Origin of the sequence: Kribbella sp. NBC_00709, from assembly GCF_036226565.1 — a bacterium.
Taxonomy (GTDB): Bacteria; Actinomycetota; Actinomycetes; order Propionibacteriales; family Kribbellaceae; genus Kribbella.
In genome coordinates, this window is sequence record NZ_CP108996.1 from 1,869,945 (window position 1) to 1,892,318 (window position 22,374).

At 67.1% G+C, this 22,374-nt stretch carries 24 protein-coding genes; all 24 read right to left on the reverse strand.

Translation table 11 applies throughout. The annotated features are described in order from the left end of the window. Nucleotides 1-19: 19 nt before the first annotated feature. A complete protein-coding gene (gene rpsH, locus OHA18_RS09140; protein ID WP_134107189.1) occupies nucleotides 20-427 on the reverse strand; it encodes a 30S ribosomal protein S8 in 408 nt (135 codons plus the stop codon). Between the two features lie 91 nt (nucleotides 428-518). Beyond that, nucleotides 519-704 carry a type Z 30S ribosomal protein S14 gene (locus tag OHA18_RS09145; RefSeq protein WP_012923674.1) on the reverse strand — a complete coding sequence of 62 codons (186 nt, stop codon included), beginning with the start codon at nucleotides 702-704 and terminating at the stop codon, nucleotides 519-521. Between the two features lies 1 nt (nucleotide 705). Beyond that, complete coding sequence (rplE, locus tag OHA18_RS09150; protein ID WP_329003454.1) at nucleotides 706-1,278, reverse strand: 50S ribosomal protein L5; 573 nt, start codon at nucleotides 1,276-1,278, stop codon at nucleotides 706-708. Next, nucleotides 1,278-1,667, reverse strand: coding sequence for a 50S ribosomal protein L24 (gene rplX / locus OHA18_RS09155; RefSeq protein ID WP_329003455.1), 390 nt, complete (start codon nucleotides 1,665-1,667; stop codon nucleotides 1,278-1,280). The genes rplE and rplX overlap by 1 nt, the downstream gene beginning before the upstream one ends. A 1-nt stretch (nucleotide 1,668) precedes the next feature. Beyond that, the gene (gene rplN / locus OHA18_RS09160; RefSeq protein ID WP_012923677.1) at nucleotides 1,669-2,037 is read right to left on the reverse strand and encodes a 50S ribosomal protein L14; all 369 of its coding nucleotides are present in this window, start codon (nucleotides 2,035-2,037) and stop codon (nucleotides 1,669-1,671) included. 112 nt (nucleotides 2,038-2,149) lie between these two features. Beyond that, nucleotides 2,150-2,446: a 30S ribosomal protein S17 gene (rpsQ, locus tag OHA18_RS09165; protein WP_329003456.1), complete on the reverse strand. Its 297-nt coding sequence runs from the start codon at nucleotides 2,444-2,446 to the stop codon at nucleotides 2,150-2,152. Beyond that, the gene (gene rpmC, locus OHA18_RS09170; RefSeq protein WP_134120245.1) at nucleotides 2,443-2,730 is read right to left on the reverse strand and encodes a 50S ribosomal protein L29; all 288 of its coding nucleotides are present in this window, start codon (nucleotides 2,728-2,730) and stop codon (nucleotides 2,443-2,445) included. Before rpmC ends, rpsQ begins: the two co-directional genes overlap by 4 nt. After that, on the reverse strand, nucleotides 2,730-3,149 hold the full coding sequence (rplP, locus tag OHA18_RS09175; RefSeq protein WP_329003457.1) for a 50S ribosomal protein L16: 420 nt from the start codon (nucleotides 3,147-3,149) through the stop codon (nucleotides 2,730-2,732). Before rplP ends, rpmC begins: the two co-directional genes overlap by 1 nt. Before the next feature lie 3 nt (nucleotides 3,150-3,152). Beyond that, nucleotides 3,153-4,013, reverse strand: coding sequence for a 30S ribosomal protein S3 (gene rpsC, locus OHA18_RS09180; protein WP_329003459.1), 861 nt, complete (start codon nucleotides 4,011-4,013; stop codon nucleotides 3,153-3,155). Between the two features lies 1 nt (nucleotide 4,014). Further along, on the reverse strand, nucleotides 4,015-4,614 hold the full coding sequence (gene rplV, locus OHA18_RS09185) for a 50S ribosomal protein L22 (RefSeq protein ID WP_329003460.1): 600 nt from the start codon (nucleotides 4,612-4,614) through the stop codon (nucleotides 4,015-4,017). 50 nt (nucleotides 4,615-4,664) lie between these two features. Further along, nucleotides 4,665-4,946 (reverse strand): 30S ribosomal protein S19, encoded by a 282-nt coding sequence (gene rpsS / locus OHA18_RS09190; RefSeq protein ID WP_329003461.1) that lies wholly within the window; start codon nucleotides 4,944-4,946, stop codon nucleotides 4,665-4,667. Between the two features lie 15 nt (nucleotides 4,947-4,961). Further along, nucleotides 4,962-5,795, reverse strand: coding sequence for a 50S ribosomal protein L2 (rplB, locus tag OHA18_RS09195; protein ID WP_329003462.1), 834 nt, complete (start codon nucleotides 5,793-5,795; stop codon nucleotides 4,962-4,964). Continuing rightward, entirely contained in the window at nucleotides 5,795-6,100 is a 306-nt protein-coding gene (gene rplW / locus OHA18_RS09200; RefSeq protein WP_329003464.1) for a 50S ribosomal protein L23, read from the reverse strand. Before rplW ends, rplB begins: the two co-directional genes overlap by 1 nt. Then, nucleotides 6,097-6,789 (reverse strand): 50S ribosomal protein L4, encoded by a 693-nt coding sequence (gene rplD / locus OHA18_RS09205; protein WP_329003465.1) that lies wholly within the window; start codon nucleotides 6,787-6,789, stop codon nucleotides 6,097-6,099. Before rplD ends, rplW begins: the two co-directional genes overlap by 4 nt. Next, the gene (rplC, locus tag OHA18_RS09210; protein WP_329003466.1) at nucleotides 6,786-7,442 is read right to left on the reverse strand and encodes a 50S ribosomal protein L3; all 657 of its coding nucleotides are present in this window, start codon (nucleotides 7,440-7,442) and stop codon (nucleotides 6,786-6,788) included. The genes rplD and rplC overlap by 4 nt, the downstream gene beginning before the upstream one ends. Nucleotides 7,443-7,458: 16 nt before the next feature. Beyond that, on the reverse strand, nucleotides 7,459-7,767 hold the full coding sequence (rpsJ, locus tag OHA18_RS09215; protein ID WP_012923688.1) for a 30S ribosomal protein S10: 309 nt from the start codon (nucleotides 7,765-7,767) through the stop codon (nucleotides 7,459-7,461). Nucleotides 7,768-8,126: 359 nt separating this feature from the next. Then, nucleotides 8,127-9,320, reverse strand: a complete 1,194-nt coding sequence (tuf, locus tag OHA18_RS09220) for an elongation factor Tu (RefSeq protein ID WP_329003468.1) — start codon at nucleotides 9,318-9,320, stop codon at nucleotides 8,127-8,129. 74 nt (nucleotides 9,321-9,394) lie between these two features. Beyond that, entirely contained in the window at nucleotides 9,395-11,455 is a 2,061-nt protein-coding gene (fusA, locus tag OHA18_RS09225; protein WP_442914412.1) for an elongation factor G, read from the reverse strand. Between the two features lie 122 nt (nucleotides 11,456-11,577). Further along, on the reverse strand, nucleotides 11,578-12,048 hold the full coding sequence (gene rpsG, locus OHA18_RS09230; RefSeq protein ID WP_130384648.1) for a 30S ribosomal protein S7: 471 nt from the start codon (nucleotides 12,046-12,048) through the stop codon (nucleotides 11,578-11,580). Further along, nucleotides 12,048-12,422 carry a 30S ribosomal protein S12 gene (rpsL, locus tag OHA18_RS09235; protein WP_130384649.1) on the reverse strand — a complete coding sequence of 125 codons (375 nt, stop codon included), beginning with the start codon at nucleotides 12,420-12,422 and terminating at the stop codon, nucleotides 12,048-12,050. Before rpsL ends, rpsG begins: the two co-directional genes overlap by 1 nt. 278 nt (nucleotides 12,423-12,700) lie before the next feature. Next, complete coding sequence (locus OHA18_RS09240; protein ID WP_329003470.1) at nucleotides 12,701-13,438, reverse strand: maleylpyruvate isomerase N-terminal domain-containing protein; 738 nt, start codon at nucleotides 13,436-13,438, stop codon at nucleotides 12,701-12,703. A 3-nt stretch (nucleotides 13,439-13,441) separates the two neighbouring features. Further along, nucleotides 13,442-14,554 carry a nuclear transport factor 2 family protein gene (locus tag OHA18_RS09245; RefSeq protein ID WP_329003471.1) on the reverse strand — a complete coding sequence of 371 codons (1,113 nt, stop codon included), beginning with the start codon at nucleotides 14,552-14,554 and terminating at the stop codon, nucleotides 13,442-13,444. A 310-nt stretch (nucleotides 14,555-14,864) separates the two neighbouring features. Next, nucleotides 14,865-18,725 (reverse strand): DNA-directed RNA polymerase subunit beta', encoded by a 3,861-nt coding sequence (locus OHA18_RS09250; RefSeq protein ID WP_329003472.1) that lies wholly within the window; start codon nucleotides 18,723-18,725, stop codon nucleotides 14,865-14,867. A gap of 67 nt (nucleotides 18,726-18,792) precedes the next feature. Further along, on the reverse strand, nucleotides 18,793-22,275 hold the full coding sequence (gene rpoB, locus OHA18_RS09255) for a DNA-directed RNA polymerase subunit beta (protein WP_329003473.1): 3,483 nt from the start codon (nucleotides 22,273-22,275) through the stop codon (nucleotides 18,793-18,795). Between the last annotated feature and the right edge of the window lie 99 nt (nucleotides 22,276-22,374).

Here is a 22,374-nt window from a genome sequence, read left to right on the forward strand (position 1 = left end):
TCCTCCTTCCGGTTCTTCGTCACCAGACGTAGGCGAGGACTTCCCCGCCGACGCCCTTGTTCTTGGCCTGGCGGTCGGTCAGCAGTCCCTGGGACGTCGAGATGATCGCGACGCCCAGGCCACCGAGGACCTTGGGCAGGCTGGTCGACTTCGCGTAGACCCGCAGGCCCGGCTTGCTGATCCGGCGCACGCCCGCAATGGAGCGCTCCCGGCTCGGGCCGAACTTGAGGTCCACGATGAGGGTCTTGCCGACGGCGCCCTCCTTGGGCTCCTCCACCTTGTAGGAGGCGATGTAGCCCTCCTGCTGGAGAATGTCGGCGATACCCTGCTTGATCTTGCTGTACGGCATCGCGGTCGACTCGTGGTACGCCTGGTTGGCGTTCCGCAGACGCGTCAACATGTCTGCGATCGGGTCGGTCATCGTCATGGCCTGGGGCCTCTTTCCCGCCGTGGTTTCGCCGTCCGGCGACCTACGGTGACTAGATGGTGAGTAGGGAGAAGTTCGGGGGTGGAGACGGTCACCAGCTGGACTTGGTCACACCGGGCAGCTCGCCCCGGTGCGCCATCTCCCGCAGGCAGATCCGGCACAGGCCGAACTTGCGGAAGACCGCCTTCGGCCGGCCGCAGCGCTGGCAGCGCGTGTAGCCACGCACCGCGAACTTCGGCTTCCGGGCCTGCTTGACCTTGAGTGCTGTCTTCGCCACGTCAGTTCTCCTTGAACGGGAAGCCGAGCGCCCGCAGCAGGGCCCGACCCTCGTCGTCGTTCTTCGCGGTGGTCACCACGGTGATGTCCATACCCCGGACCCGGTCGATGCGGTCCTGGTTGATCTCGTGGAACATCACCTGCTCGGTCAGACCGAAGGTGTAGTTCCCGGTGCCGTCGAACTGCTTGGGCGACAGACCGCGGAAGTCGCGGATCCGGGGCAGCGCGAGCGCCAGCAGCCGGTCCAGGAACTCCCACATCCGGTCGCCGCGCAGCGTCACGTGGGCGCCGATCGGCATCCCCTCGCGCAGCTTGAACTGCGCGATCGACTTGCGGGCCTTGGTGACCTGGGCCTTCTGGCCGGTGATCGCGGCCAGGTCCTTCACCGCGCCCTCGATCAGCTTGGAGTCGCGCGCCGCCTCGCCGACGCCCATGTTCACCACGATCTTGGTGAGCCCGGGCACCTGCATGACGTTGGCGTAGGTGAACTCGTCCTGCAGCTTGCCGACGATCTCCTCGCGGTACTTCGTCTTCAGCCGCGGCTGGACCTTGGTCTCGGTAACTGCGGTGGTCATCAGATCTCCTCGCCGGTACGCCGGGCGATCCGGACGCTGCGGTAACCGGTGTACGTCGAACCGTCCGGACGGCGCTTCTGCACCTCGACGCGGTTGTAGCCGACGCGGGTGGTCACCTTCTGCTTCTTGCCGTCCTTGTCGACCTCGACCAGAAGCGCCACGTTCGAGACGTGGATCGGGGCTTCCTGGGTGACGATGCCACCGGTGGTGCCGCCGCGCTGGGCCTGCTGCACCTTGGTGTGCTTCTTCACCCGGTTGACGCCCTCGACGATGACCTTCTCGTCGTCGGGGAAGACCTGGATGATCTTGCCCTCGAGGCCCTTGGACTTACCGGCGATCACACGAACCTGATCGCCCTTCTTCACGTGCAGCTTCTTCTGCTGGGCCATCTCAGAGCACCTCCGGCGCGAGCGAGATGATCTTCATGAAGCGCTTCTCCCGCAGCTCCCGGCCGACCGGCCCGAAGATACGGGTACCGCGCGGCTCGCCGTCGGCCTTCAGGATCACCGCGGCGTTCTCGTCGAAGCGGATGTAGGAGCCGTCCGGACGCCGGCGCTCCTTCACGGTCCGCACGACGACCGCCTTCACGACGTCACCCTTCTTGACACCACCGCCGGGGATCGCGTCCTTGACGGTGGCGACGATCGTGTCACCGACACCGGCGTAGCGCCGACCGGAGCCACCGAGAACGCGGATGCACAAGATCTCCTTGGCACCCGTGTTGTCGGCGACCTTCAGTCGCGACTCCTGCTGGATCATCTGTTGATCTCCTGGTTGTCTCGCTGGTTCTCACTCGCGTGAGCCTTGCGGAACGAATAATTTCGAATGGTTGCCGATCGCACCGGTGTTGTCCTGGTGCGGCCGGGAACAGCTACTTGGCCTTCTCGAGGACCTCGACGACGCGCCAGCGCTTGGTCGCCGACAGCGGCCGGGTCTCCATCAGGAGGACGCGGTCGCCGGTGCCGGCGGCGTTCTGCTCGTCGTGCGCCTTGAGCTTGCTGGTACGCCGGATGACCTTGCCGTACAGCTTGTGCTTGACCCGGTCCTCGACCTCGACCACGACGGTCTTGTCCATCTTGTCGCTCAGCACCAGGCCCACCCGGGTCTTCCGGTGGCTGCGCGCCGCGGGGGTCGTGCTCACGGTCTCGTCCTTCGTGTTCTCGGTCATGCGTTCGCCTTCTCACTGTCGTCCGCAGGCTCGTCGGCCTCGGTCTCGGCCTCGGCAACCGGGGCGTCGACCTCCTCGGTGATCCCGAGCGCACGCTCGGACAGCACCGTGTAGATGCGGGCGATGTCCTTACGGACGGCGCGCAGCCGGCCGTGGGACTCCAGCTGGCCCGTGGCAGCCTGGAACCGGAGGTTGAACAGCTCCTCCTTGGCTTCACCGAGCTTGGTCATCAGCTCGTCCCGGCCGAGGTTGCGCAGCTCAGCTGCGGTCACGGTGGTAGCCATCAGTTCTCACCTGCCTCTCGGGAAATGAAGCGGCACTTCATCGGCAACTTGTGGATCGCGCGGCGCATCGCCTCGCGAGCAATGTCCTCCGGCACACCGGAGAGCTCGAACAGCACGCGCCCGGCCTTGACGTTGGAGATCCACCACTCCGGCGAACCCTTACCGGAACCCATCCGGGTCTCGGCCGGCTTCTTGGTCAGCGGGCGGTCGGGGTAGATGTTGATCCACACCTTGCCGCCACGCTTGATGTGCCGGGTCATCGCAATACGCGCGGCCTCGATCTGCCGGTTGGTGACGTAGTGGTTCTCCAGCGCCTGGATACCGAAGTCACCGAAGGCCAGCGTCGTACCGCCCTTGGCAGCGCCGGAGCGCCCCGGGTGGTGCTGCTTGCGGTGCTTGACCTTACGGGGGATGAGCACGGTTCAGCTCTCCGTTCCGGTCGTCTCGGCGGGCTTGTCGGCCGCCGGAGCGCTCGCCTCGGCGGCCGGAGCCGCGTTGTTGTCGCGCCTGTTGTTGTCCCGGCGGTCGTCGCGACGGCCACCACGGTCGCCACCGCGACCGCCACGGTCACCACGGTCGCCACCGTCGCGGCGGGCCGGACGGCCACGCTGCTGGGTCGCGGCCCGGGCGGCGGCCTGCGCCTCGCGCTCGGCGCGGGTGCCGGCGACGTCGCCCTTGTAGATCCAGACCTTCACGCCGATCCGGCCGAAGGTCGTGCGGGCCTCGTAGAAGCCGTAGTCGATGTCCGCGCGCAGCGTGTGCAGCGGGACGCGGCCTTCGCGGTAGAACTCCGACCGCGACATCTCCGCGCCACCGAGCCGGCCGGAGCACTGGATCCGGATGCCCAGGGCGCCGCCACGCATGGTGGTCTGCATCGCCTTGCGCATCGCGCGGCGGAACGCCACGCGGCCGGACAGTTGCTCGGCCACACCCTGTGCGACCAGCTGGGCGTCGACCTCGGCGTTCTTCACCTCGAGGATGTTCAGCTGCACCTGCTTGCCGGTGAGCTCCTCCAGGCTGCCCCGGATCCGGTCCGCCTCGGCGCCGCGGCGGCCGATGACGATGCCCGGACGGGCGGTGTGGATGTCGACCCGGACCCGGTCACGGGTGCGCTCGATCTCCACGCGGGAGATGCCGGCGCGCTCCATGCCCTTGCTCAGCAGGCGGCGGATCTTGACGTCCTCGCCGACGTAGTCCTTGTACAGCTTGTCGGCGTACCAACGGCTCTTGTGGTCCGTGCTGATGCCGAGACGGAAACCGTGCGGGTTTACCTTCTGTCCCACGTCAGGACTCCTTCTTCTCAGCGGTGGCCTTCTTGGCAGCCGACTTCTTGGCGGTCGCCTTCTTGGCCGGCTTGTCGGCGGCCTCGGCCTTGTCGGCGGCCTTCTTGGCCGTCTTCTTGGCCGGAGCCTTCTTCGCCGTGTCCGCGGTGTCCGCGGACTTCTTGGCGGCCGCCTTCTTGGCCGGAGCCTTCTCGACCGGCTCGTCGGTGACCCGCGGGGTCACCACGATGGTGATGTGGCTGGTCCGCTTGTCGATCCGGGTGGCCCGGCCCTGCGCACGCGGGCGGTGACGCTTCAGCGTCGGCCCCTCGTCCACGAGGACCTTGGCCACGACCAGGTCGGCCCGGCTCAGGTGCTCGGTGCCCTCGGCGTTCGCCGCGGCGCTGTCGACGACCTTGTACACGGTCGCGGCAGCGGCCTGCGGGGCGAACTTCAGAGTGGCGAGTGCGTCGTCGACGCCCAGACCGCGCACCAGGTCACCCACGCGGCGCGCCTTCATCGGCGTCACGCGGACGAAGCGCGCGACCGCGAAGGCCCCGGGCTGCTCGCCCAGCAGGCTCTCGCGACGGGCGCTGATCGCCCTACGCTCTTGAACGCTCATGATGTTCGAATCTCTCCGTAGATTGCTTTCGCTTCGTCACTGGCCATTGGTCAGCGACGCCGTGACTTCCGGTCGTCCTTCTCGTGACCCCTGAACGTCCGGGTCGGTGCGAACTCGCCGAGCTTGTGCCCGACCATCGCGTCCGTCACGAACACCGGCACGTGCTTGCGGCCGTCGTGCACCGCAATCGTGTGGCCGATCATGTCCGGCACGATCATCGATCGGCGGGACCAGGTCTTGATGACGTTCTTGGTGCCCTTCTCGTTCTGCACCTCCACCTTCTTTGCCAGGTGGTGGTCGACGAACGGGCCCTTCTTCAGGCTGCGTGGCATTCTGGCCGGCTCCTATCAGCGCTTCTTGCCGGCCTTGCGGCGCCGGACGATCATGCGGTCGCTTTCCTTGCGGGTGCGGGTACGGCCCTCAGGCTGACCCCACGGGGACACCGGGTGGCGACCACCCGAGGTCTTACCCTCACCACCACCGTGCGGGTGGTCGACCGGGTTCATCGCGACACCGCGGACGGTCGGGCGCTTGCCCTTCCAGCGCATCCGGCCCGCCTTGCCCCAGTTGATGTTCGACTGCTCGCCGTTGCCGACCTCACCGAGGGTGGCGCGGCAGCGCACGTCGACCATCCGGACCTCGCCGGACGGCATCCGCAGGGTGGCCATCCGGCCTTCCTTCGCGACCAGCTGGATGCTGGCACCGGCGGAGCGGCCCATCTTGGCGCCACCGCCCGGCCGCAGCTCGACCGCGTGGATGGTGGAACCGACCGGGATGTTGCGCAGCGGCAGGTTGTTGCCGATCTTGATGTCGGCGGCCGGACCGTTCTCGACGACCGTGCCCTGCTTCAGGTTCGACGGGGCGAGGATGTAGCGCTTCTCGCCGTCCACGTAGTGCAGCAGCGCGATCCGCGCGGTGCGGTTCGGGTCGTACTCGATGTGCGCGACCTTCGCCGGCACGCCGTCCTTGTCGTACCGCTTGAAGTCGATCAGCCGGTACGCCCGCTTGTGACCGCCACCGTGGTGCCGGGTGGTGATCTTGCCGGAGTTGTTCCGGCCGCCCTTCTTCGGCAGCGGACGCAGCAGCGACTTCTCGGGGGTCGAACGGGTGAGCTCGACGAAGTCGGCCACGCTCGAGCCACGGCGGCCCGGCGTCGTCGGCTTGTACTTGCGGATTCCCATTACGACTGGCCTCCGAAGATGTCGATGCGGTCGTCGCCCTTGAGGGTCACGATCGCTCGCTTGGTGTCCGGGCGCTTGCCCCAGCCGGCACGAGTGCGGCGGCGCTTGCCCTTGCGGTTGAGGGTGTTGACGTCGTTGACCTTGACCTTGAACACCTTCTCGACCGCGAGCTTGATCTCGGTCTTGTTGGCGTCCGGTGCGACCTCGAACGTGTACTTCTGCTCGTCCAGCAGGCCGTAGCTCTTCTCGCTCACGACCGGCCGCAGCAGCACGTCGCGGGGGTCTTTGTTGACTCCGTGGCTCATGCCTCTACCTCCTCGGCCTCAGTCGACGTGGCGACGGCCTTGACGGACTTGCCTTTGGGCGCGCCGGCGACGAACGAGTCGAGCGCGCTCTTGGTGAACACGACCGCGTCGCTGCACAGCACGTCGTACGCGTTCAGCTGGTCGGCCGCGATCAGGTGCACGTGCTGCACGTTGCGCAGGCTCAGCCAGGTCAGCTCGTCGGCGCGGTCGACCACGACCAGCGCCTTGCCCGGGTCGGTGACCTCGCCGAGCACCTTCAGCGCCGACTTGGTGGAGGGCTTGTCGCCGTCCACGAAGCTCTCGATGACGAACACGCGGCCGTCACGGGCCCGGTCCGACAGCGAGCCGCGGAGCGCGGCGGCGATCATCTTCTTCGGGGTCCGCTGGCTGTAGTCCCGCGGCACCGGGCCGTGGACGACGCCACCACCGGTGAACTGCGGCGCCCGGGTCGAACCCTGGCGGGCGCGGCCGGTGCCCTTCTGGCGGTACGGCTTGGCGCCACCGCCGGACACCTCGCCCCGGCTCTTCACCTTGTGCGTGCCCTGACGGGCCGCAGCCAGCTGGGCCACCACGACCTGGTGGATCAGCGGGATGTTGACCTGGACGTCGAACAGCTCGGCCGGAAGCTCGGCGGAACCCTTCTTGCTGACCTTGTCGCCCTTCACGACGACGACGTCGACGGTGCTCACTTCGCAGCTCCCTTCGCGGCGTTGCGGATCAGCACCAGACCGCCCTTGGGGCCGGGTACGGCGCCCTTGAGCAGGATCAGACCGCGCTCGGTGTCGATCGCGTGGACGCTGATGTTCTGCGTGGTGATCTGCTCGGCGCCCATCCGGCCCGCCATCCGCAGGCCCTTGAAGACCCGGCCCGGGGTGGCGCAGCCGCCGATGGAACCCGGCGAACGGTGCTTCTTGTGCACACCGTGGGTGGCGCGCAGGCCGTGGAAGCCGTGCCGCTTCATCACACCGGCGAAACCCTTGCCCTTGCTGGTCGCGGAAACGTCGACCCGCTCACCGGCCTCGAAGGCCTCGGCCTTGATCTCCTGGCCCAGCGTGTACTCGCTGGCGTCGGCGGTGCGCAGCTCCAGCAGGTGGCGCCGCGGCGTCACGCCGGCCTTGTCGAAGTGGCCGCGCAGGGGCTTGGTCACCTTGCGCGGGTCGATGTCGCCGAAGGCGATCTGGACGCCGTCGTAGCCGTCCCGGTCCGCGGTGCGGACGCCGGTGACGACACAGGGTCCGGCCTGGACCACGGTGACGGGGACGACACGGTTGTTCTCGTCCCAGGTCTGGGTCATGCCGAGCTTGGTGCCCAGCAGACCGCGCGTGTTCTTGACAGTGCTCATTGGCTGTTCGCGTCCCTCAGAGCTTGATCTCGATGTCGACACCGGCCGGCAGGTCGAGACGCATCAGCGAGTCGACGGTCTTCGGCGTGGGGTCGATGATGTCGATGAGCCGCTTGTGGGTGCGCATCTCGAAGTGCTCGCGGCTGTCCTTGTACTTGTGCGGCGAGCGGATGACGCAGAACACGTTCTTTTCCGTCGGCAACGGCACCGGGCCAGCAACCTTCGCACCAGTACGCGTCACCGTGTCGACAATCTTGCGTGCCGAGCTGTCGATGACCTCGTGGTCGTAGGCCTTCAGCCGGATGCGGATCTTTTGTCCCGCCATCGCTTCGCTTTGTCCTTCTCTATCGTCTTTCGGTTCGTTGCTCCGACCCCCGCGGTCGGGTGTGTCGCGTACGCGGCACGCGCGTGACCCACCGCTTCTTCGACCTGAGATGGTGATCGGGGCCCGGTCTCGGACCGGAACCTCGGCATGGTCTCCGGTCCGGCGCACCAGCCAGACGACAGTCTGGGGCGCGCCCCGGCGGCCTCGCCTGAGCAACCTGAATATTGTGCCAGAGATCGGCGCCGAAACGCCAATCGGGTGGCTTTCCGCCTGATCCGGTACCACCTGAGCGCCGGATCAGGCGCAAAGCAGAGGTCCGCGGGGGCTCAGTCGTGCGAGCCCTCGCGGACCTCGTGAGATCACTTGATGATCTTGGTGACCCGGCCGGCGCCGACGGTGCGGCCACCTTCACGGATCGCGAACTTCAGGCCCTCTTCCATGGCGATCGGCTGGATCAGCTCGACCGACATGTCGGTGTTGTCGCCCGGCATGACCATCTCGGTGCCCTCGGGCAGCGTGACGACGCCGGTGACGTCCGTGGTGCGGAAGTAGAACTGCGGGCGGTAGTTCTGGAAGAACGGCGTGTGCCGGCCGCCCTCCTCCTTCGACAGGATGTAGACCGAAGCGTCGAAGTTGGTGTGCGGGGTCGTGGTGCCCGGCTTGATGACGACCATGCCGCGCTCGACGTCCTCGCGCTTCGTGCCACGAAGCAGCAGACCGACGTTCTCACCGGCCTGGCCCTCGTCGAGCAGCTTGCGGAACATCTCGATACCGGTGACCGTGGTGGTCTGCTTCTCCGGACGGATGCCGACGATGTCGACCGTCTCGTTGATCTTGACGACACCGCGCTCGATCCGGCCGGTGATGACCGTACCGCGACCGGTGATGGTGAAGACGTCCTCCACCGGCATCAGGAACGGCTTGTCGATCTCACGGGTCGGCTGCGGGATGTAGGCGTCGACCGCGTCCATCAGCTCGATGATCGACTCGCCCCACTTGGCGTCGCCCTGCAGCGCCGGGTGCGCGGCAACCCGCACGATCGGCGCGTTGTCACCGTCGAACTCCTGCTCCGAGAGCAGCTCGCGAACCTCGAGCTCGACGAGCTCCAGGATCTCCTCGTCGTCGACCATGTCGCACTTGTTCAGCGCGACGACCATCGCCGGCACGCCGACCTGACGGGCGAGCAGCACGTGCTCACGCGTCTGCGGCATCGGGCCGTCGGTGGCGGCGACGACCAGGATCGCACCGTCCATCTGGGCCGCACCGGTGATCATGTTCTTGATGTAGTCCGCGTGACCCGGGCAGTCAACGTGGGCGTAGTGCCGGGCCTCGGTCTGGTACTCGACGTGCGCGATGGAGATGGTGATACCGCGCTGACGCTCTTCGGGCGCCTTGTCGATCTGATCGAAGGCCGACGCCTCGTTGAGGTTCGGGTACTTGTCGTGCAGCACCTTGGTGATCGCCGCGGTAAGCGTGGTCTTACCGTGGTCGATGTGACCGATGGTGCCGATGTTGACGTGCGGCTTAGTCCGCTCGAACTTCGCCTTCGCCACTGGGGCCCTCCTAGATAAATGTTGACTACGCCGTACGCCGACGCGCTTGGGGTGTGGTGGTCAGGAGCGAGAGATTACTCGCCCCGGGCCTTCTTGATGATCTCTTCCGCCACGTTCTTCGGAACCTCGGCGTAGGAATCGAACTGCATCGAGTACGACGCGCGGCCCTGGGTCTTGGACCGCAGGTCACCGACATACCCGAACATCTCGGACAACGGCACCAGAGCCTTCACGGCCCGGCTGCCACCGGGGCCCTCGTCCATCGACTGGATCTGGCCACGACGCGAGTTGAGGTCGCCGATCACTTCACCCATGTAGTCCTCGGGGGTGATCACCTCGACTGCGAACATCGGCTCGAGGATGACCGGGGTCGCACGCCGCGCGGCGTCCTTGAAGGCCATCGAACCGGCGATCTTGAACGCGAGCTCGGAGGAGTCGACGTCGTGGTAGGCGCCGTCGGTCAGCGTGACCTTGACGTCCACCATCGGGTAGCCGGCCAGTACGCCGAACTCCATCGCCTCCTGGGCGCCCTCGTCCACCGACGGGATGTACTCCCGGGGGATGCGGCCACCGGTGACGGAGTTGACGAACTCGTAGCCACCCTCGCCACCGGCCTCGACCGAAGTCGGCTCGATGTTGATGATCACACGCGCGAACTGACCCGAACCACCGGTCTGCTTCTTGTGCGTGTAGTCGACCTTCTCGACCTTCTTCTTGATGGTCTCGCGGTAGGCGACCTGCGGCTTGCCGACGTTGGCCTCGACGCGGAACTCGCGCTTCATCCGGTCGACCAGCACCTCGAGGTGCAGCTCGCCCATACCGGCGATGATGGTCTGGCCGGTGTCCTCGTCGGTCCGGACCTGGAAGGTCGGGTCCTCCTCGGCGAGCCGCTGGATCGCGACGCCCAGCTTCTCCTGGTCGGCCTTCGACTTGGGCTCGATGGCGACCGAGATGACCGGGGCCGGGAACTGCATCGACTCCAGCACGACCGGCTTGGCCGGGTCGGACAGGGTCTCACCGGTGGTGGTGTCCTTCAGGCCCATCACGGCGACGATGTGGCCGGCGCCGATCGACGCGATCTCCTCACGCTTGTTCGCGTGCATGCGGTAGATCTTGCCGATCCGCTCCTTGCGGCCCTTCGTCGGGTTCAGCACCTGGGTGCCGGTCTCGAGCTTGCCCGAGTAGACCCGGATGAAGGTCAGCTTGCCCAGGTGCGGGTCGGCCGCGATCTTGAACGCCAGCGCCGAGAACGGCTCGCTGTCGTCCGGCTTGCGCAGGACGACCTGCTCCGCGTCCTTGACGTCGTGGCCCTCGATGGCCGGGACGTCGAGCGGGCTCGGCAGGTAGGCGTTGATCGCGTCGAGCAGCGGCTGGACGCCCTTGTTTTTGAACGCCGTGCCGGTCAGCACCGGGGTCAGCTTGCTGGCGATGGTCGCCCGCCGGATGCCCGCGACGACCTGCTCCTGGGTCGGCTCGTCGCCCTCCAGGTACATCTCCATGATCTCGTCGTCGGCCTCGGCCAGCGTCTCGATCAGCTTGTCGCGCCACTCGGCGGCGATCTCGGTGTGGGTGGCCGGGATCTCCTCGACGGTGTAGTCCTCACCCATCGTGGTCTCACCACGCCACGTCAGCGCGCGCATCCCGACCAGGTCGACGACACCGATGAAGTCGGACTCGGCACCGATCGGCAGCTGCAGCACCAGCGGCACCGCGGCCAGCCGGTCGACGATCATGTCGACGCAGCGCATGAACTCCGCGCCGGTCCGGTCCAGCTTGTTGACGAAGCAGATCCGCGGCACGCCGTACCGGTCCGCCTGGCGCCACACGGTCTCGGACTGCGGCTCGACGCCGGCGACACCGTCGAACACCGCGACAGCGCCGTCGAGGACGCGCAGCGAGCGCTCCACCTCGACGGTGAAGTCGACGTGCCCCGGGGTGTCGATGATGTTGATGGTGTGGTCTTTCCAGGTGCAGGTCGTCGCGGCGGACGTGATCGTGATGCCGCGCTCCTGCTCCTGCTCCATCCAGTCCATCGTGGCGGCGCCGTCGTGGACCTCACCGATCTTGTAGGTGATACCGGTGTAGAAGAGGATCCGCTCGGTCGTCGTCGTCTTGCCGGCGTCGATGTGGGCCATGATCCCGATGTTGCGGACCTTGGCCAGGTCGGTGGTGATTTGTACGGCCACCTCGGTGGTCTACCTCTCGATTCTGTCTTGCGTCAAAGGGGTGAGCGCTGGGGTCCGGATCGGACCCCGGATCACCAGCGGTAGTGGGCGAAAGCCTTGTTGGCTTCGGCCATCTTGTGCGTGTCCTCGCGGCGCTTCACCGACGCACCGAGACCGTTGGACGCGTCCAGGATCTCGTTCATCAGGCGCTCGGACATGGTCTTCTCGCGACGCGCACGGGAGTACGACGTCAGCCAGCGCAGGGCGAGCGTGGTCGAGCGACCCGGCTTGACCTCGATCGGCACCTGGTACGTGGCACCACCGACGCGGCGGCTCTTCACCTCGATGCTCGGCTTCACGTTGTCCAGCGCACGCTTCAGCGTGATCACCGGGTCGGTGCCGGTCTTGGTGCGAGTGCCCTCGAGCGCGTTGTACACGATGCTCTGCGCGATCTGCTTCTTGCCGTCGACCAGGATCTTGGAGATCAACTGGGTGACGAGCGGCGAACTGTAGACCGGGTCGATGATGACCGGGCGCTTCGGGGCGGGGCCCTTGCGCGGCATTAGCTCTTCTCCTTCTTCGCGCCGTACAGGCTGCGCGCCTGCTTCCGGTTCTTCACACCCTGGGTGTCGAGCGAACCGCGGATGATCTTGTACCGGACACCCGGGAGGTCCTTCACCCGGCCACCGCGGACGAGCACGATCGAGTGCTCCTGCAGGTTGTGGCCGACGCCGGGAATGTAGGCGGTGACCTCGATGCCGCTGGTCAGGCGGACACGTGCAACCTTGCGAAGCGCCGAGTTCGGCTTCTTCGGCGTGGTCGTGTAGACGCGCGTGCACACACCACGACGCTGAGGGGAACCCTTCAGGGCCGGCGTCTTGTTCTTGGACACCTTGTCCTGGCGGCCCTTGCGGACCAGCTGGTTAATGGTGGGCACCGCGTGGGTCTCTTTCTGTCGTCCGGCTGGGTTTGTAGCTCTTGCCTGACCCCCGCGGTCGGGTGTGTCGCGTGCGCACGGGCGTACCGGGGCCTTAATCTCAAGACTGTCGGCAGGAAGTCCCGTGCCACGCGGCCCGACCCGTTGGACGAGGGGCACGCATGACGGCCCAAGGAAGACCCCGGGCACGATCGTTAAGACTAGCGGGTGCCTCAAGCACGGTCAAAATGAGTAATCAACCATGGTCGAGGAGCTTCCGCTTCTCTAGTGTACAAGGCCTACGCAGTGGCTCGCGCCGCGAGGAAATCGGCGGCCGCACCGGCGTCCCCCTCGACCGTCAGAACGGCTCCCGGCAAGCGCTTCCACAGGCACAGGTCGAGCTCCGCCGCGGTCCCTGACAAGACCGCTTCCCCGGCCGCCCGGCCCCGCTCGACCTGGGGCGGATCGCCTTGTGACACAGGGGTCAGCGTCCATTCGTGGCCGGTGTCGGTAGCACGTACGCCGAGCTGCCGGGTGACCGCCGGCGCGAACCCGCGGGCAAGCATCCGGGGCAGGTACACCCCGAACACCTCGTCCACCCCGTCGGCCGCGACCGCCGCCGGCACGCCGGCCGGATCGGCCGCCCCCGGATCGGTCGCCTGCAGGGCGTCCACGAGATGGATCACCGTCTCATGCATGCGCCGGCGGGCCCAGAACCCCGCGCGCTGGTCCACCGGCGAGAAGTTCCAGCAGGGTTCGTCGGGATCGATCGCCCGGATCGCCGCGATCAGCGCCGCGCTCGTCCCGGCGTACCAGTCGGCCCAGGAGATCGTCGTACGGAGCACCTGCGGGGTCTCCTGGGACGTGCCGCTGAGCAGGATCGACGCGGCCCAGCGCTGACCGGAGCCGAGATGCAGCGCCAGGTCGGCGATCGTCCAGCCGGGGCACGCCGGCACCGGCAGGTCCGGGTCGGCGTCGGCCAGGACGGCCGCGAACCGCGCGGCCGTCCGGTCGAATTCGGCGAGGTGGTCGATCACGGGTCAGGCGCGGAACTCGACGTCGGTGATCAGGCCGTCGACGACGCGGTACAGACCGAGCAGTGGGGTGGTCCCGCCGTCGTCGTACGACAGCACGTGCTCGACCACCCACTCCCCCAGCATCAGGCGCTGCACGACTTCGGTCTTGCACTGGCCGGCGTCGAACCCCGGCCGGTAGTGCTCGCGCAGGAACCGGCGGCCCTTCAGTTCGGTGCCGTCGATGAGCAGGATCCGCGCGGTCGGCGAGTACATGGCCAGGAAGGCCTCGAGGTCGTGCGCGGCGAACGCGGCGTGCTCGCGGCCGATCACCCGGGCCGCCGGGGTGTCGGCGGTGACGGCCGCGACGGTCGCCATCCCGAGATCGGCCAGTGGGGCCTGCACGGGGGCAGCAACAGGAGCAGGGGTGGCCTTCGGTGCCGGGGGTGGCGTCTGCTGGGTAGCGGGTCCAGCAGGCGCTTCCTTGACCGCTGTGGCCGGTTTGGCGGCGGACGGCGTCCGTCGCGGGGTGGAAGTCTTCTTCTTGGCCGGGGGTGGTGGGACGAGGAGCTTGCCGTCGTCACCGGGCTCCTCGCCGAGGTGGGCAATAGCCCAGTCCAGAGCCTTGGTGACGGCGGCGCGTGATTCTTCGGTGTGGTCGAGCATGTCGAACCCGTGGTGCCCTTTCGGTACGTCGATGATGTCCAGCGCGGCGCCACCCGCGGAAACGAACTCCGCGACCGGACCGGCGAGCTCCTCACGCTCGAGTCCAGCTCTGGTCAGCAGCACCGGCAGGTCCTTGTGTTTGCCGATCACTTCGGCGGCGGTTACCAGGTCGTCGACACCGGGCGGGGTGGCGAGCAGGGGATAGGTCAGGGCGACGAACCGCAACCAGTCGGGGCGGCTGTCGAGCCACTCCCCGGCCAGCAGGCCGGCACCGGAGAAGAACCACAGACCGACCCGATCAGGGTCGACCCGCGGATCGGAACGCAGTACGCCGACCGCGGCCTCCACCTCGTCCGCGGCCGCGACCAGTCGGTCGAGACCGTGGATCAGGCTGTGGTCGACGACTGCGGCCACCAGGCCTCGCCTGGCAGCAGCGGTCGCATAGCCCTTGTAGACCGGCCACTCCCGAGGCATGACCTCGAGACCGGCAGGTCCAGGACCCCCGTGCACAAAGAGAATTGCACCGCCTCGGGCGGTCCCGGGCGGGCGGTACAGGTCGATCTCCCCCAAGCGATCGACACGTACATCAGGACCATCCAGAACCCCCAAGACGAAAGGCCGCAGGTAGGCCGGCAGATCCGTCATGCACCAATCTTGGCCTATCCCGCGCACACTTTCAGCCGCCACCCCGAGTGTCTTTTCCAGGCGGCCTCGTACCGGCGGGTAAATGCCGCGAGGGCGGCACCCCCAACGGGAGTGCCGCCCTCGGCGGAGTGACTCGAAATCAGTTCTGGTAGGAACCGAGGTCGAAGTCGTCGAGCGGGACCGACTGGCCCGAGGACGGGCCGAAGTCGTAGTCGTACGACTCGTAGCCGACCATCGAGTACATCGCGGCCTTCGCCTCCTCGGTGGGCTCCACCCGGATGTTGCGGTAACGGTCCATGCCCGTACCGGCCGGGATCAGCTTGCCGATGATGACGTTCTCCTTCAGACCGACCAGCGAGTCGGACTTGCCGTGGATCGCGGCCTCGGTGAGGACGCGGGTCGTCTCCTGGAAGGAGGCGGCCGACAGCCACGACTCGGTGGCCAGCGAGGCCTTGGTGATACCCATCAGCACCGGACGACCCGAGGCCGGCGTACCGCCCTCGGCCACGACGCGGCGGTTCTCCGCCTCGAACATGATCCGGTCCGCGAGCTCACCCGGCAGCAGGTTCGCCTCGCCGGACTCGATCACCGTGACCCGGCGCAGCATCTGCCGGACGATGATCTCGATGTGCTTGTCGTGGATGGCCACACCCTGCGACCGGTACACCTCCTGGACCTCGTCCACCAGGTGCTCCTGCGCCTTGCGCACGCCGAGGATCCGCAGAACCTCCTGCGGGTCCGGCGTACCCTGCGTCAGCTGCTGACCGACCTCGACGTGCTGACCGTCCTCGATCAGCAGGCGACCACGCTTCGACACCGGGTAGGCGACCTCCTCGGAACCGTCGTCCGGGGTGAGCACCAGCTTCCGGGTCTTGTCGGTGTCCTCGATCGCGATCCGGCCGGCGGCCTCCGAGATCGGCGCCTTGCCCTTCGGCTGGCGGGCCTCGAAGAGCTCGACCACACGCGGCAGACCGTGGGTGATGTCATCACCCGCGACACCACCGGTGTGGAAGGTCCGCATCGTCAGCTGCGTACCCGGCTCACCGATGGACTGGGCCGCGATGATGCCGACCGCCTCGCCGATGTCGACCGGCTTGCCGGTCGCCAGCGAACGGCCGTAGCACTTCGCGCAGGTACCGGTCTTGGCGTCACAGGTGAGCACCGACCGGACCTTGACCTCTTCGATCCCGGCCGCGACCAGCTTCGCGATCGACACGTCGCCCAGGTCGGCGCCGCCGGCGAGCACGACGTTGCCGTCGGCGTCCAGGGCGTCGGTGGCCAGGGTCCGCGCGTACGCGCTCGTCTCCACGTTCTCGGCGTGCACGACCTTGCCGGACGGGTCCTTCTCGCCGATCTGCTTCGGCAGGCCCCGCTCGGTGCCGCAGTCCTCCTCGCGGATGATCACGTCCTGCGACACGTCCACCAGACGACGGGTCAGGTACCCCGAGTCGGCGGTCCGCAGCGCGGTGTCGGCCAGACCCTTCCGGGCGCCGTGGGTGGCGATGAAGTACTCGACCACCGACAGACCCTCGCGGAAGTTGGACTTGATCGGCCGGGCGATGATCTCGCCCTTCGGGTTGGCGACCAGACCACGCATACCGGCGATCTGCCGGATCTGCATCATGTTGCCTCGGGCACCGGAGTGCACCATCATCCAGATCGGGTTGTCCTTGGCGAAGTTCTCCTCCATCGCCTTACCGACCTCGGCGTTGGCGCCGGTCCAGATCTCGATCAGCTCCTGGCGCCGCTCGGACGAGGTGATCAGACCTCGCTCGAACTGCTTCTGGACCTTCTCGGCCTGGGACTCGTACCGAGCCATGATCTCCGGCTTGGACGGCGGCGTGCTGAAGTCGTCGATCGACACCGTGACACCCGAGCGGGTGGCCCAGCGGAAACCGAGGTCCTTCAGGTTGTCGAGGGCGTTGGCGACCTCGACCTTCGTGTACCGCTCGGCCAGGTCGTTGACGATCCCGCCCAGCTGCTTCTTGCCGACCTCGAGGTCGACGAACGGGTAGTCGTGCGGCAGCGCCTCGTTGAACAGCGCCCGGCCCAGCGTCGTCTCCAGCGCGAAGCCGCCGTCGGGCCGCTCGTCCGCACCGGCCGGCACCCCGGACTCGTTCAGCCGCAGCGTGACCTTGGCCTGCAGCGACAGCTCCTTGCGGTCGAAGGCCATGATCGCCTCGGCCACCGAGCTGAACGCCCGGCCCTCGCCCAGCGCGCCTTCCTTCAGCATCGTCAGGAAGTAGATGCCGATGATCATGTCCTGCGTCGGCATCGTGACCGGACGGCCGTCGGCCGGCTTCAGGATGTTGTTCGTCGACAGCATCAGGATCCGGGCCTCGGCCTGCGCCTCGGCCGACAGCGGCAGGTGCACCGCCATCTGGTCACCGTCGAAGTCCGCGTTGAACGCGGAGCAGACGAGCGGGTGGATCTGGATCGCCTTGCCCTCGATCAGCTGCGGCTCGAACGCCTGGATGCCCAGCCGGTGCAGGGTTGGTGCACGGTTGAGCAGGACCGGGTGCTCGGTGATGACCTCTTCCAGCACGTCCCAGACCTGGGCGCGCTGGCGCTCGACCATCCGCTTGGCGGACTTGATGTTCTGCGCGTGGTTGAGGTCGACCAGCCGCTTCATCACGAACGGCTTGAACAGCTCCAGCGCCATCGCCTTCGGCAGACCGCACTGGTGCAGCTTCAGCTGCGGGCCGACCACGATGACCGAACGGCCCGAGTAGTCGACGCGCTTGCCCAGCAGGTTCTGACGGAAACGACCCTGCTTGCCCTTGAGCATGTCGGACAGCGACTTCAGCGGCCGGTTGCCCGGGCCGGTGACCGGACGGCCACGGCGACCGTTGTCGAACAGTGCGTCGACGGCCTCCTGCAGCATCCGCTTCTCGTTGTTGACGATGATCTCCGGCGCGCCCAGGTCGAGCAGCCGCTTGAGCCGGTTGTTCCGGTTGATCACCCGGCGGTACAGGTCGTTCAGGTCCGAGGTGGCGAACCGGCCACCGTCGAGCTGAACCATCGGCCGCAGGTCCGGCGGGATCACCGGGACGCAGTCGAGCACCATGCCCATCGGGCTGTTGTTCGTCGCCAGGAACGCGGTGACGACCTTGAGCCGCTTCAGGGCGCGGGTCTTGCGCTGGCCCTTGCCGGTCTTGATCGTCTCGCGCAGGTTGTCGGCCTCGGCCTTGAGGTCGAAGGTCTCGAGCCGGCGCTGGATCGCGGCCGCACCCATCGCGCCCTCGAAGTACTTGCCGAACCGCTCCTTCATGGCGCGGTAGAGGATCTCGTCGCCCTCGAGGTCCTGGACCTTCAGGTTCTTGAACCGGGTCCAGACCTCGTCGAGGCGGTCGATCTCGCGCTGCGCACGGTCGCGCAGCTGCTTGACCTCACGCTCGGCGCCTTCCTTGACCTTGCGCCGTACGTCGGCCTTGGCGCCCTCGGCCTCGAGCTGCGCCAGGTCCTCCTCGAGCTTCTTCATCCGGGTCTCGATGTCGTTGTCGCGCCGGTTCTCGAGCTGCTTGCGCTCGACGTCGGTCCGGCCCTCCAACGACGAGAGGTCGCGGTGCCGCGCCTCGTCGTCGACGTCGGTGATCATGTACGCCGCGAAGTAGATGACCTTCTCCAGGTCCTTCGGGGCGAGGTCGAGCAGGTAGCCGAGCCGCGACGGGACACCCTTGAAGTACCAGATGTGGGTGACCGGCGCGGCCAGCTCGATGTGGCCCATCCGCTCGCGGCGCACCTTGGAACGGGTGACCTCGACGCCACACCGCTCGCAGATGATGCCCTTGAAGCGAACACGCTTGTACTTGCCGCAGTAGCACTCCCAGTCCCGGGTGGGACCGAAGATCTTCTCGCAGAAGAGTCCGTCACGCTCGGGCTTGAGCGTCCGGTAGTTGATCGTCTCCGGCTTCTTGACCTCGCCGTGCGACCACTGACGGATCTCATCCGCGGTGGCCAGGCCGATCCGAAGCTCGTCGAAGAAGTTCACGTCGAGCACGATGTGTTATCTCCCGTTGCTAAAAGTGGTCTGAGTGAGTTGGTGTTGTTGTCAAGCGGCAACCCGCTCAGACCTCCTCGACACTGTTCGGCTCGCGCCGGGACAGGTCGATGCCCAGTTCCTCTGCCGCCCGGAAGACGTCCTCCTCGCTGTCGCGCATCTCGACCCGGCTTCCGTCGGACGAGAGCACCTCGACATTGAGGCAGAGGGACTGCATTTCCTTGACCAGAACCTTGAACGACTCCGGGATACCCGGCTCCGGGATGTTCTCGCCCTTGACGATCGCCTCGTACACCTTGACCCGGCCGACGACATCGTCGGACTTGATCGTCAGCAGCTCCTGCAGCGCGAAGGCGGCACCGTAGGCCTCGAGGGCCCACACCTCCATCTCGCCGAACCGCTGGCCACCGAACTGGGCCTTACCACCCAGCGGCTGCTGGGTGATCATCGAGTACGGACCGGTCGACCGTGCGTGGATCTTGTCGTCAACCAGGTGGTGCAGCTTCAGCATGTACATGTAGCCGACGCCGACCGGCTCCGGGAACGGCTCACCCGAGCGGCCGTCGAACATCCGGGCCTTACCGGTGCCGTCGACCATCCGGACGCCGTCACGGTTCGGCAGCGTCGAGCCGAGCAGGCCGGTGACCTCCTCTTCCCGGGCGCCGTCGAAGACCGGGGTGGCGACGTTCGTCATCGCCGGAGCGGAGCCCGCGCCGATCTTGATCAGCCGCTGCGCCCACTCCTCCTGGTTCTCCGGGTCGACCTCCCAGCCGCGGCTGGCAACCCAGCCGAGGTGGGTCTCGAGGACCTGACCGACGTTCATCCGGCCGGGCACGCCCAGCGGGTTCAGGATGATGTCGACCTGGGTGCCGTCTTCCATGAACGGCATGTCCTCGACCGGCAGGATCTTCGAGATGACGCCCTTGTTGCCGTGCCGGCCGGCCAGCTTGTCGCCGACCGAGATCTTCCGCTTCTGGGCGACGTACACCCGGACCAGCTGGTTGACGCCCGGCGGCAGCTCGTCGCCGTTGTCGCGGTCGAAGACGCGGACACCGATGACGGTGCCCTCCTCGCCGTGCGGCACCTTCAGCGACGTGTCGCGGACCTCGCGCGCCTTCTCACCGAAGATCGCGCGCAGCAGCCGCTCTTCCGGGGTGAGCTCGGTCTCGCCCTTCGGCGTGACCTTGCCGACCAGGATGTCGCCGGTGGTGACCTCGGCGCCGATGCGGATGATCCCGCGCTCGTCGAGGTCGGCCAGCATCTCGTCGGAGACGTTCGGGATGTCCCGGGTGATCTCCTCCGGACCCAGCTTGGTGTCGCGAGCGTCGACCTCGTGCTCCTCGATGTGGATCGAGGTCAGCAGGTCCTGCTGTACGACGCGCTGGGACAGGATGATCGCGTCTTCGTAGTTGTGACCCTCCCACGGCATGAACGCGACCAGCATGTTCCGGCCGAGAGCCATCTCGCCCTCGTCGGTGCACGGACCGTCGGCCAGCGGCGTACCGATCTCGACCCGCTGCCCGGCGTCGACCAGCGGACGCTGGTTGATGCAGGTGCCCTGGTTCGAGCGGCGGAACTTCGCCATCCGGTAGGTCTGGTACGTGCCGTCGTCGGCGGCGATCTCGATCAGATCGGCCGAGACCTCCTTGACCACGCCGGCCTTGTCGGAGACGACCACGTCGCCGGCGTCGACCGCACCGCGGAACTCCATCCCGGTGCCGACCAGCGGCGCGTCCGAGGTGATCAGCGGCACCGCCTGGCGCTGCATGTTCGAACCCATCAGCGCGCGGTTGGCGTCGTCGTGCTCGAGGAACGGGATCAGCGCGGTCGCCACCGACACCATCTGGCGCGGCGAGACGTCCATGTAGTCCACGTCGTCGACCGGCACCAGCTCGACCTCACCATGACGCCGGCGAACCAGCACGCGCTCCTCGGCGAACCGGTTGTCGTCGGTCAGCGCGGCGTTGGCCTGCGCGATGACGAACCGGTCCTCCTCGTCCGCGGTCAGGTAGTCGACGTCGTCGGTGACCTGGCCGCCGACAACCCGGCGGTACGGCGTCTCGACGAAGCCGAACGCGTTCACCCGGCCGTACGACGCGAGCGAACCGATCAGGCCGATGTTCGGGCCTTCCGGGGTCTCGATCGGGCACATCCGGCCGTAGTGGGACGGGTGCACGTCGCGGACCTCGAAGCCGGCCCGCTCACGGCTCAGACCACCCGGGCCGAGCGCGTTCAGCCGGCGCTTGTGGGTCAGACCCGCGACCGGGTTGGTCTGGTCCATGAACTGCGACAGCTGGGAGGTGCCGAAGAACTCCTTCAGCGCCGCCACCACCGGACGGATGTTGATCAGGGTCTGCGGCGTGATCGCCTCGACGTCCTGGGTCGTCATCCGCTCGCGGACGACCCGCTCCATCCGGGCCAGGCCGGTGCGGAGCTGGTTCTGGATCAGTTCACCGACGGTACGCAGCCGGCGGTTGCCGAAGTGGTCGATGTCGTCTTCCTCGACGACGATCTCGCCCTTCGGCGCGGGCAGCTCGGTCTTGCCTTCGTGCAGCGCGACCAGGTACTTGATCGTGGCGACGATGTCGTCGACGGTCAGCACCGCCATGTCGTGCGCCTCGTCACGGCCGAGCTTCTTGTTGATCTTGTAGCGGCCGACCTTGGCCAGGTCGTAGCGCTTGCCGTTGAAGTAGTAGTTCTCCAGCAGCGCCTGCGCGGCCTCGCGGGTCGGCGGCTCACCCGGACGCAGCTTGCGGTAGATGTCCAGCAGCGCGTCGTCCTGCCCGGAGGTGTGGTCCTTCTCCAGGGTCAGCCGGATCGACTCGTAGTCGCCGAACTCTTCCAGGATCTGCGCGTCGGTCCAGCCGAGCGCCTTGAGCAGGACGGTGACGTTCTGCTTGCGCTTGCGGTCGAGGCGGACGCCGACCATGTCGCGCTTGTCCACCTCGAACTCCAGCCACGCGCCGCGCGACGGGATGATCTTGGCGGTGAAGATGTCCTTGTCGGACGTCTTGTCCGGGGTGCGCTCGAAGTACACACCGGGCGAGCGGACGAGCTGGGACACGACGACCCGCTCGGTGCCGTTGATGACGAAAGTGCCCTTGCGGGTCATCAGCGGGAAGTCGCCCATGAAGACGGTCTGGCTCTTGATCTCACCGGTTTCGTTGTTCATGAACTCGGCGGTGACGAACAGCGGCGCGGAATAGGTGACATCCCGCTCCTTGCATTCGTCCACCGTGTTCTTCGGAGGCTCGAAGCGGTGGTCGCGGAACGACAGCGACATGGTGCCGCTGAAGTCCTCGATCGGGGAGATCTCCTCGAAAATCTCTTCCAGGCCGCTGGGGCCGGACAGGTCCGACCGCCCCTCGGCCTCGGCGGCGGCCACACGGGCCTGCCACGTTTCGTTACCGACCAGCCAGTCGAAACTGTCCACCTGAAGCGCAAGCAGATCCGGAACCTGAAGCGGCTCGGAGATCTTTGCGAAGGAGATGCGGCGGGGGCCGGTGACGTTGGAAATGCTGTCGGACTGGGGGTTGCGCGAGGCGACCAAGGGGCGTCCTTCCACGGGCTCGCAAAATCACATCGGTGCTGGGAGCGCACGCCAAGCCGCCCCAGTCAAGTCGAGACCCGAGCCGAGGCGAGGAAAAAG

Coding starts and splice junctions, on each gene's coding strand:
- rplV (WP_329003460.1), bottom strand. CDS start 4,614: ATGAGCGTTCAAGAGCGTAGGGCGATCAGCGCCCGTCGCGAGAGCCTG.
- rpsH (WP_134107189.1), bottom strand. CDS start 427: ATGACGATGACCGACCCGATCGCAGACATGTTGACGCGTCTGCGGAAC.
- fusA (WP_442914412.1), bottom strand. CDS start 11,455: ATGGCCCACATCGACGCCGGCAAGACGACGACGACCGAGCGGATCCTC.
- rpmC (WP_134120245.1), bottom strand. CDS start 2,730: ATGGCTACCACCGTGACCGCAGCTGAGCTGCGCAACCTCGGCCGGGAC.
- rpsQ (WP_329003456.1), bottom strand. CDS start 2,446: ATGACCGAGAACACGAAGGACGAGACCGTGAGCACGACCCCCGCGGCG.
- rplE (WP_329003454.1), bottom strand. CDS start 1,278: ATGACCACCGCAGTTACCGAGACCAAGGTCCAGCCGCGGCTGAAGACG.
- rplW (WP_329003464.1), bottom strand. CDS start 6,100: ATGAGCCACGGAGTCAACAAAGACCCCCGCGACGTGCTGCTGCGGCCG.
- rplX (WP_329003455.1), bottom strand. CDS start 1,667: ATGGCCCAGCAGAAGAAGCTGCACGTGAAGAAGGGCGATCAGGTTCGT.
- rpsG (WP_130384648.1), bottom strand. CDS start 12,048: ATGCCGCGCAAGGGCCCCGCCCCGAAGCGCCCGGTCATCATCGACCCG.
- rplC (WP_329003466.1), bottom strand. CDS start 7,442: ATGAGCACTGTCAAGAACACGCGCGGTCTGCTGGGCACCAAGCTCGGC.
- rplB (WP_329003462.1), bottom strand. CDS start 5,795: ATGGGAATCCGCAAGTACAAGCCGACGACGCCGGGCCGCCGTGGCTCG.
- rplN (WP_012923677.1), bottom strand. CDS start 2,037: ATGATCCAGCAGGAGTCGCGACTGAAGGTCGCCGACAACACGGGTGCC.
- OHA18_RS09245 (WP_329003471.1), bottom strand. CDS start 14,554: ATGCCTCGGGAGTGGCCGGTCTACAAGGGCTATGCGACCGCTGCTGCC.
- rpsJ (WP_012923688.1), bottom strand. CDS start 7,767: ATGGCGGGACAAAAGATCCGCATCCGGCTGAAGGCCTACGACCACGAG.
- rpsS (WP_329003461.1), bottom strand. CDS start 4,946: ATGCCACGCAGCCTGAAGAAGGGCCCGTTCGTCGACCACCACCTGGCA.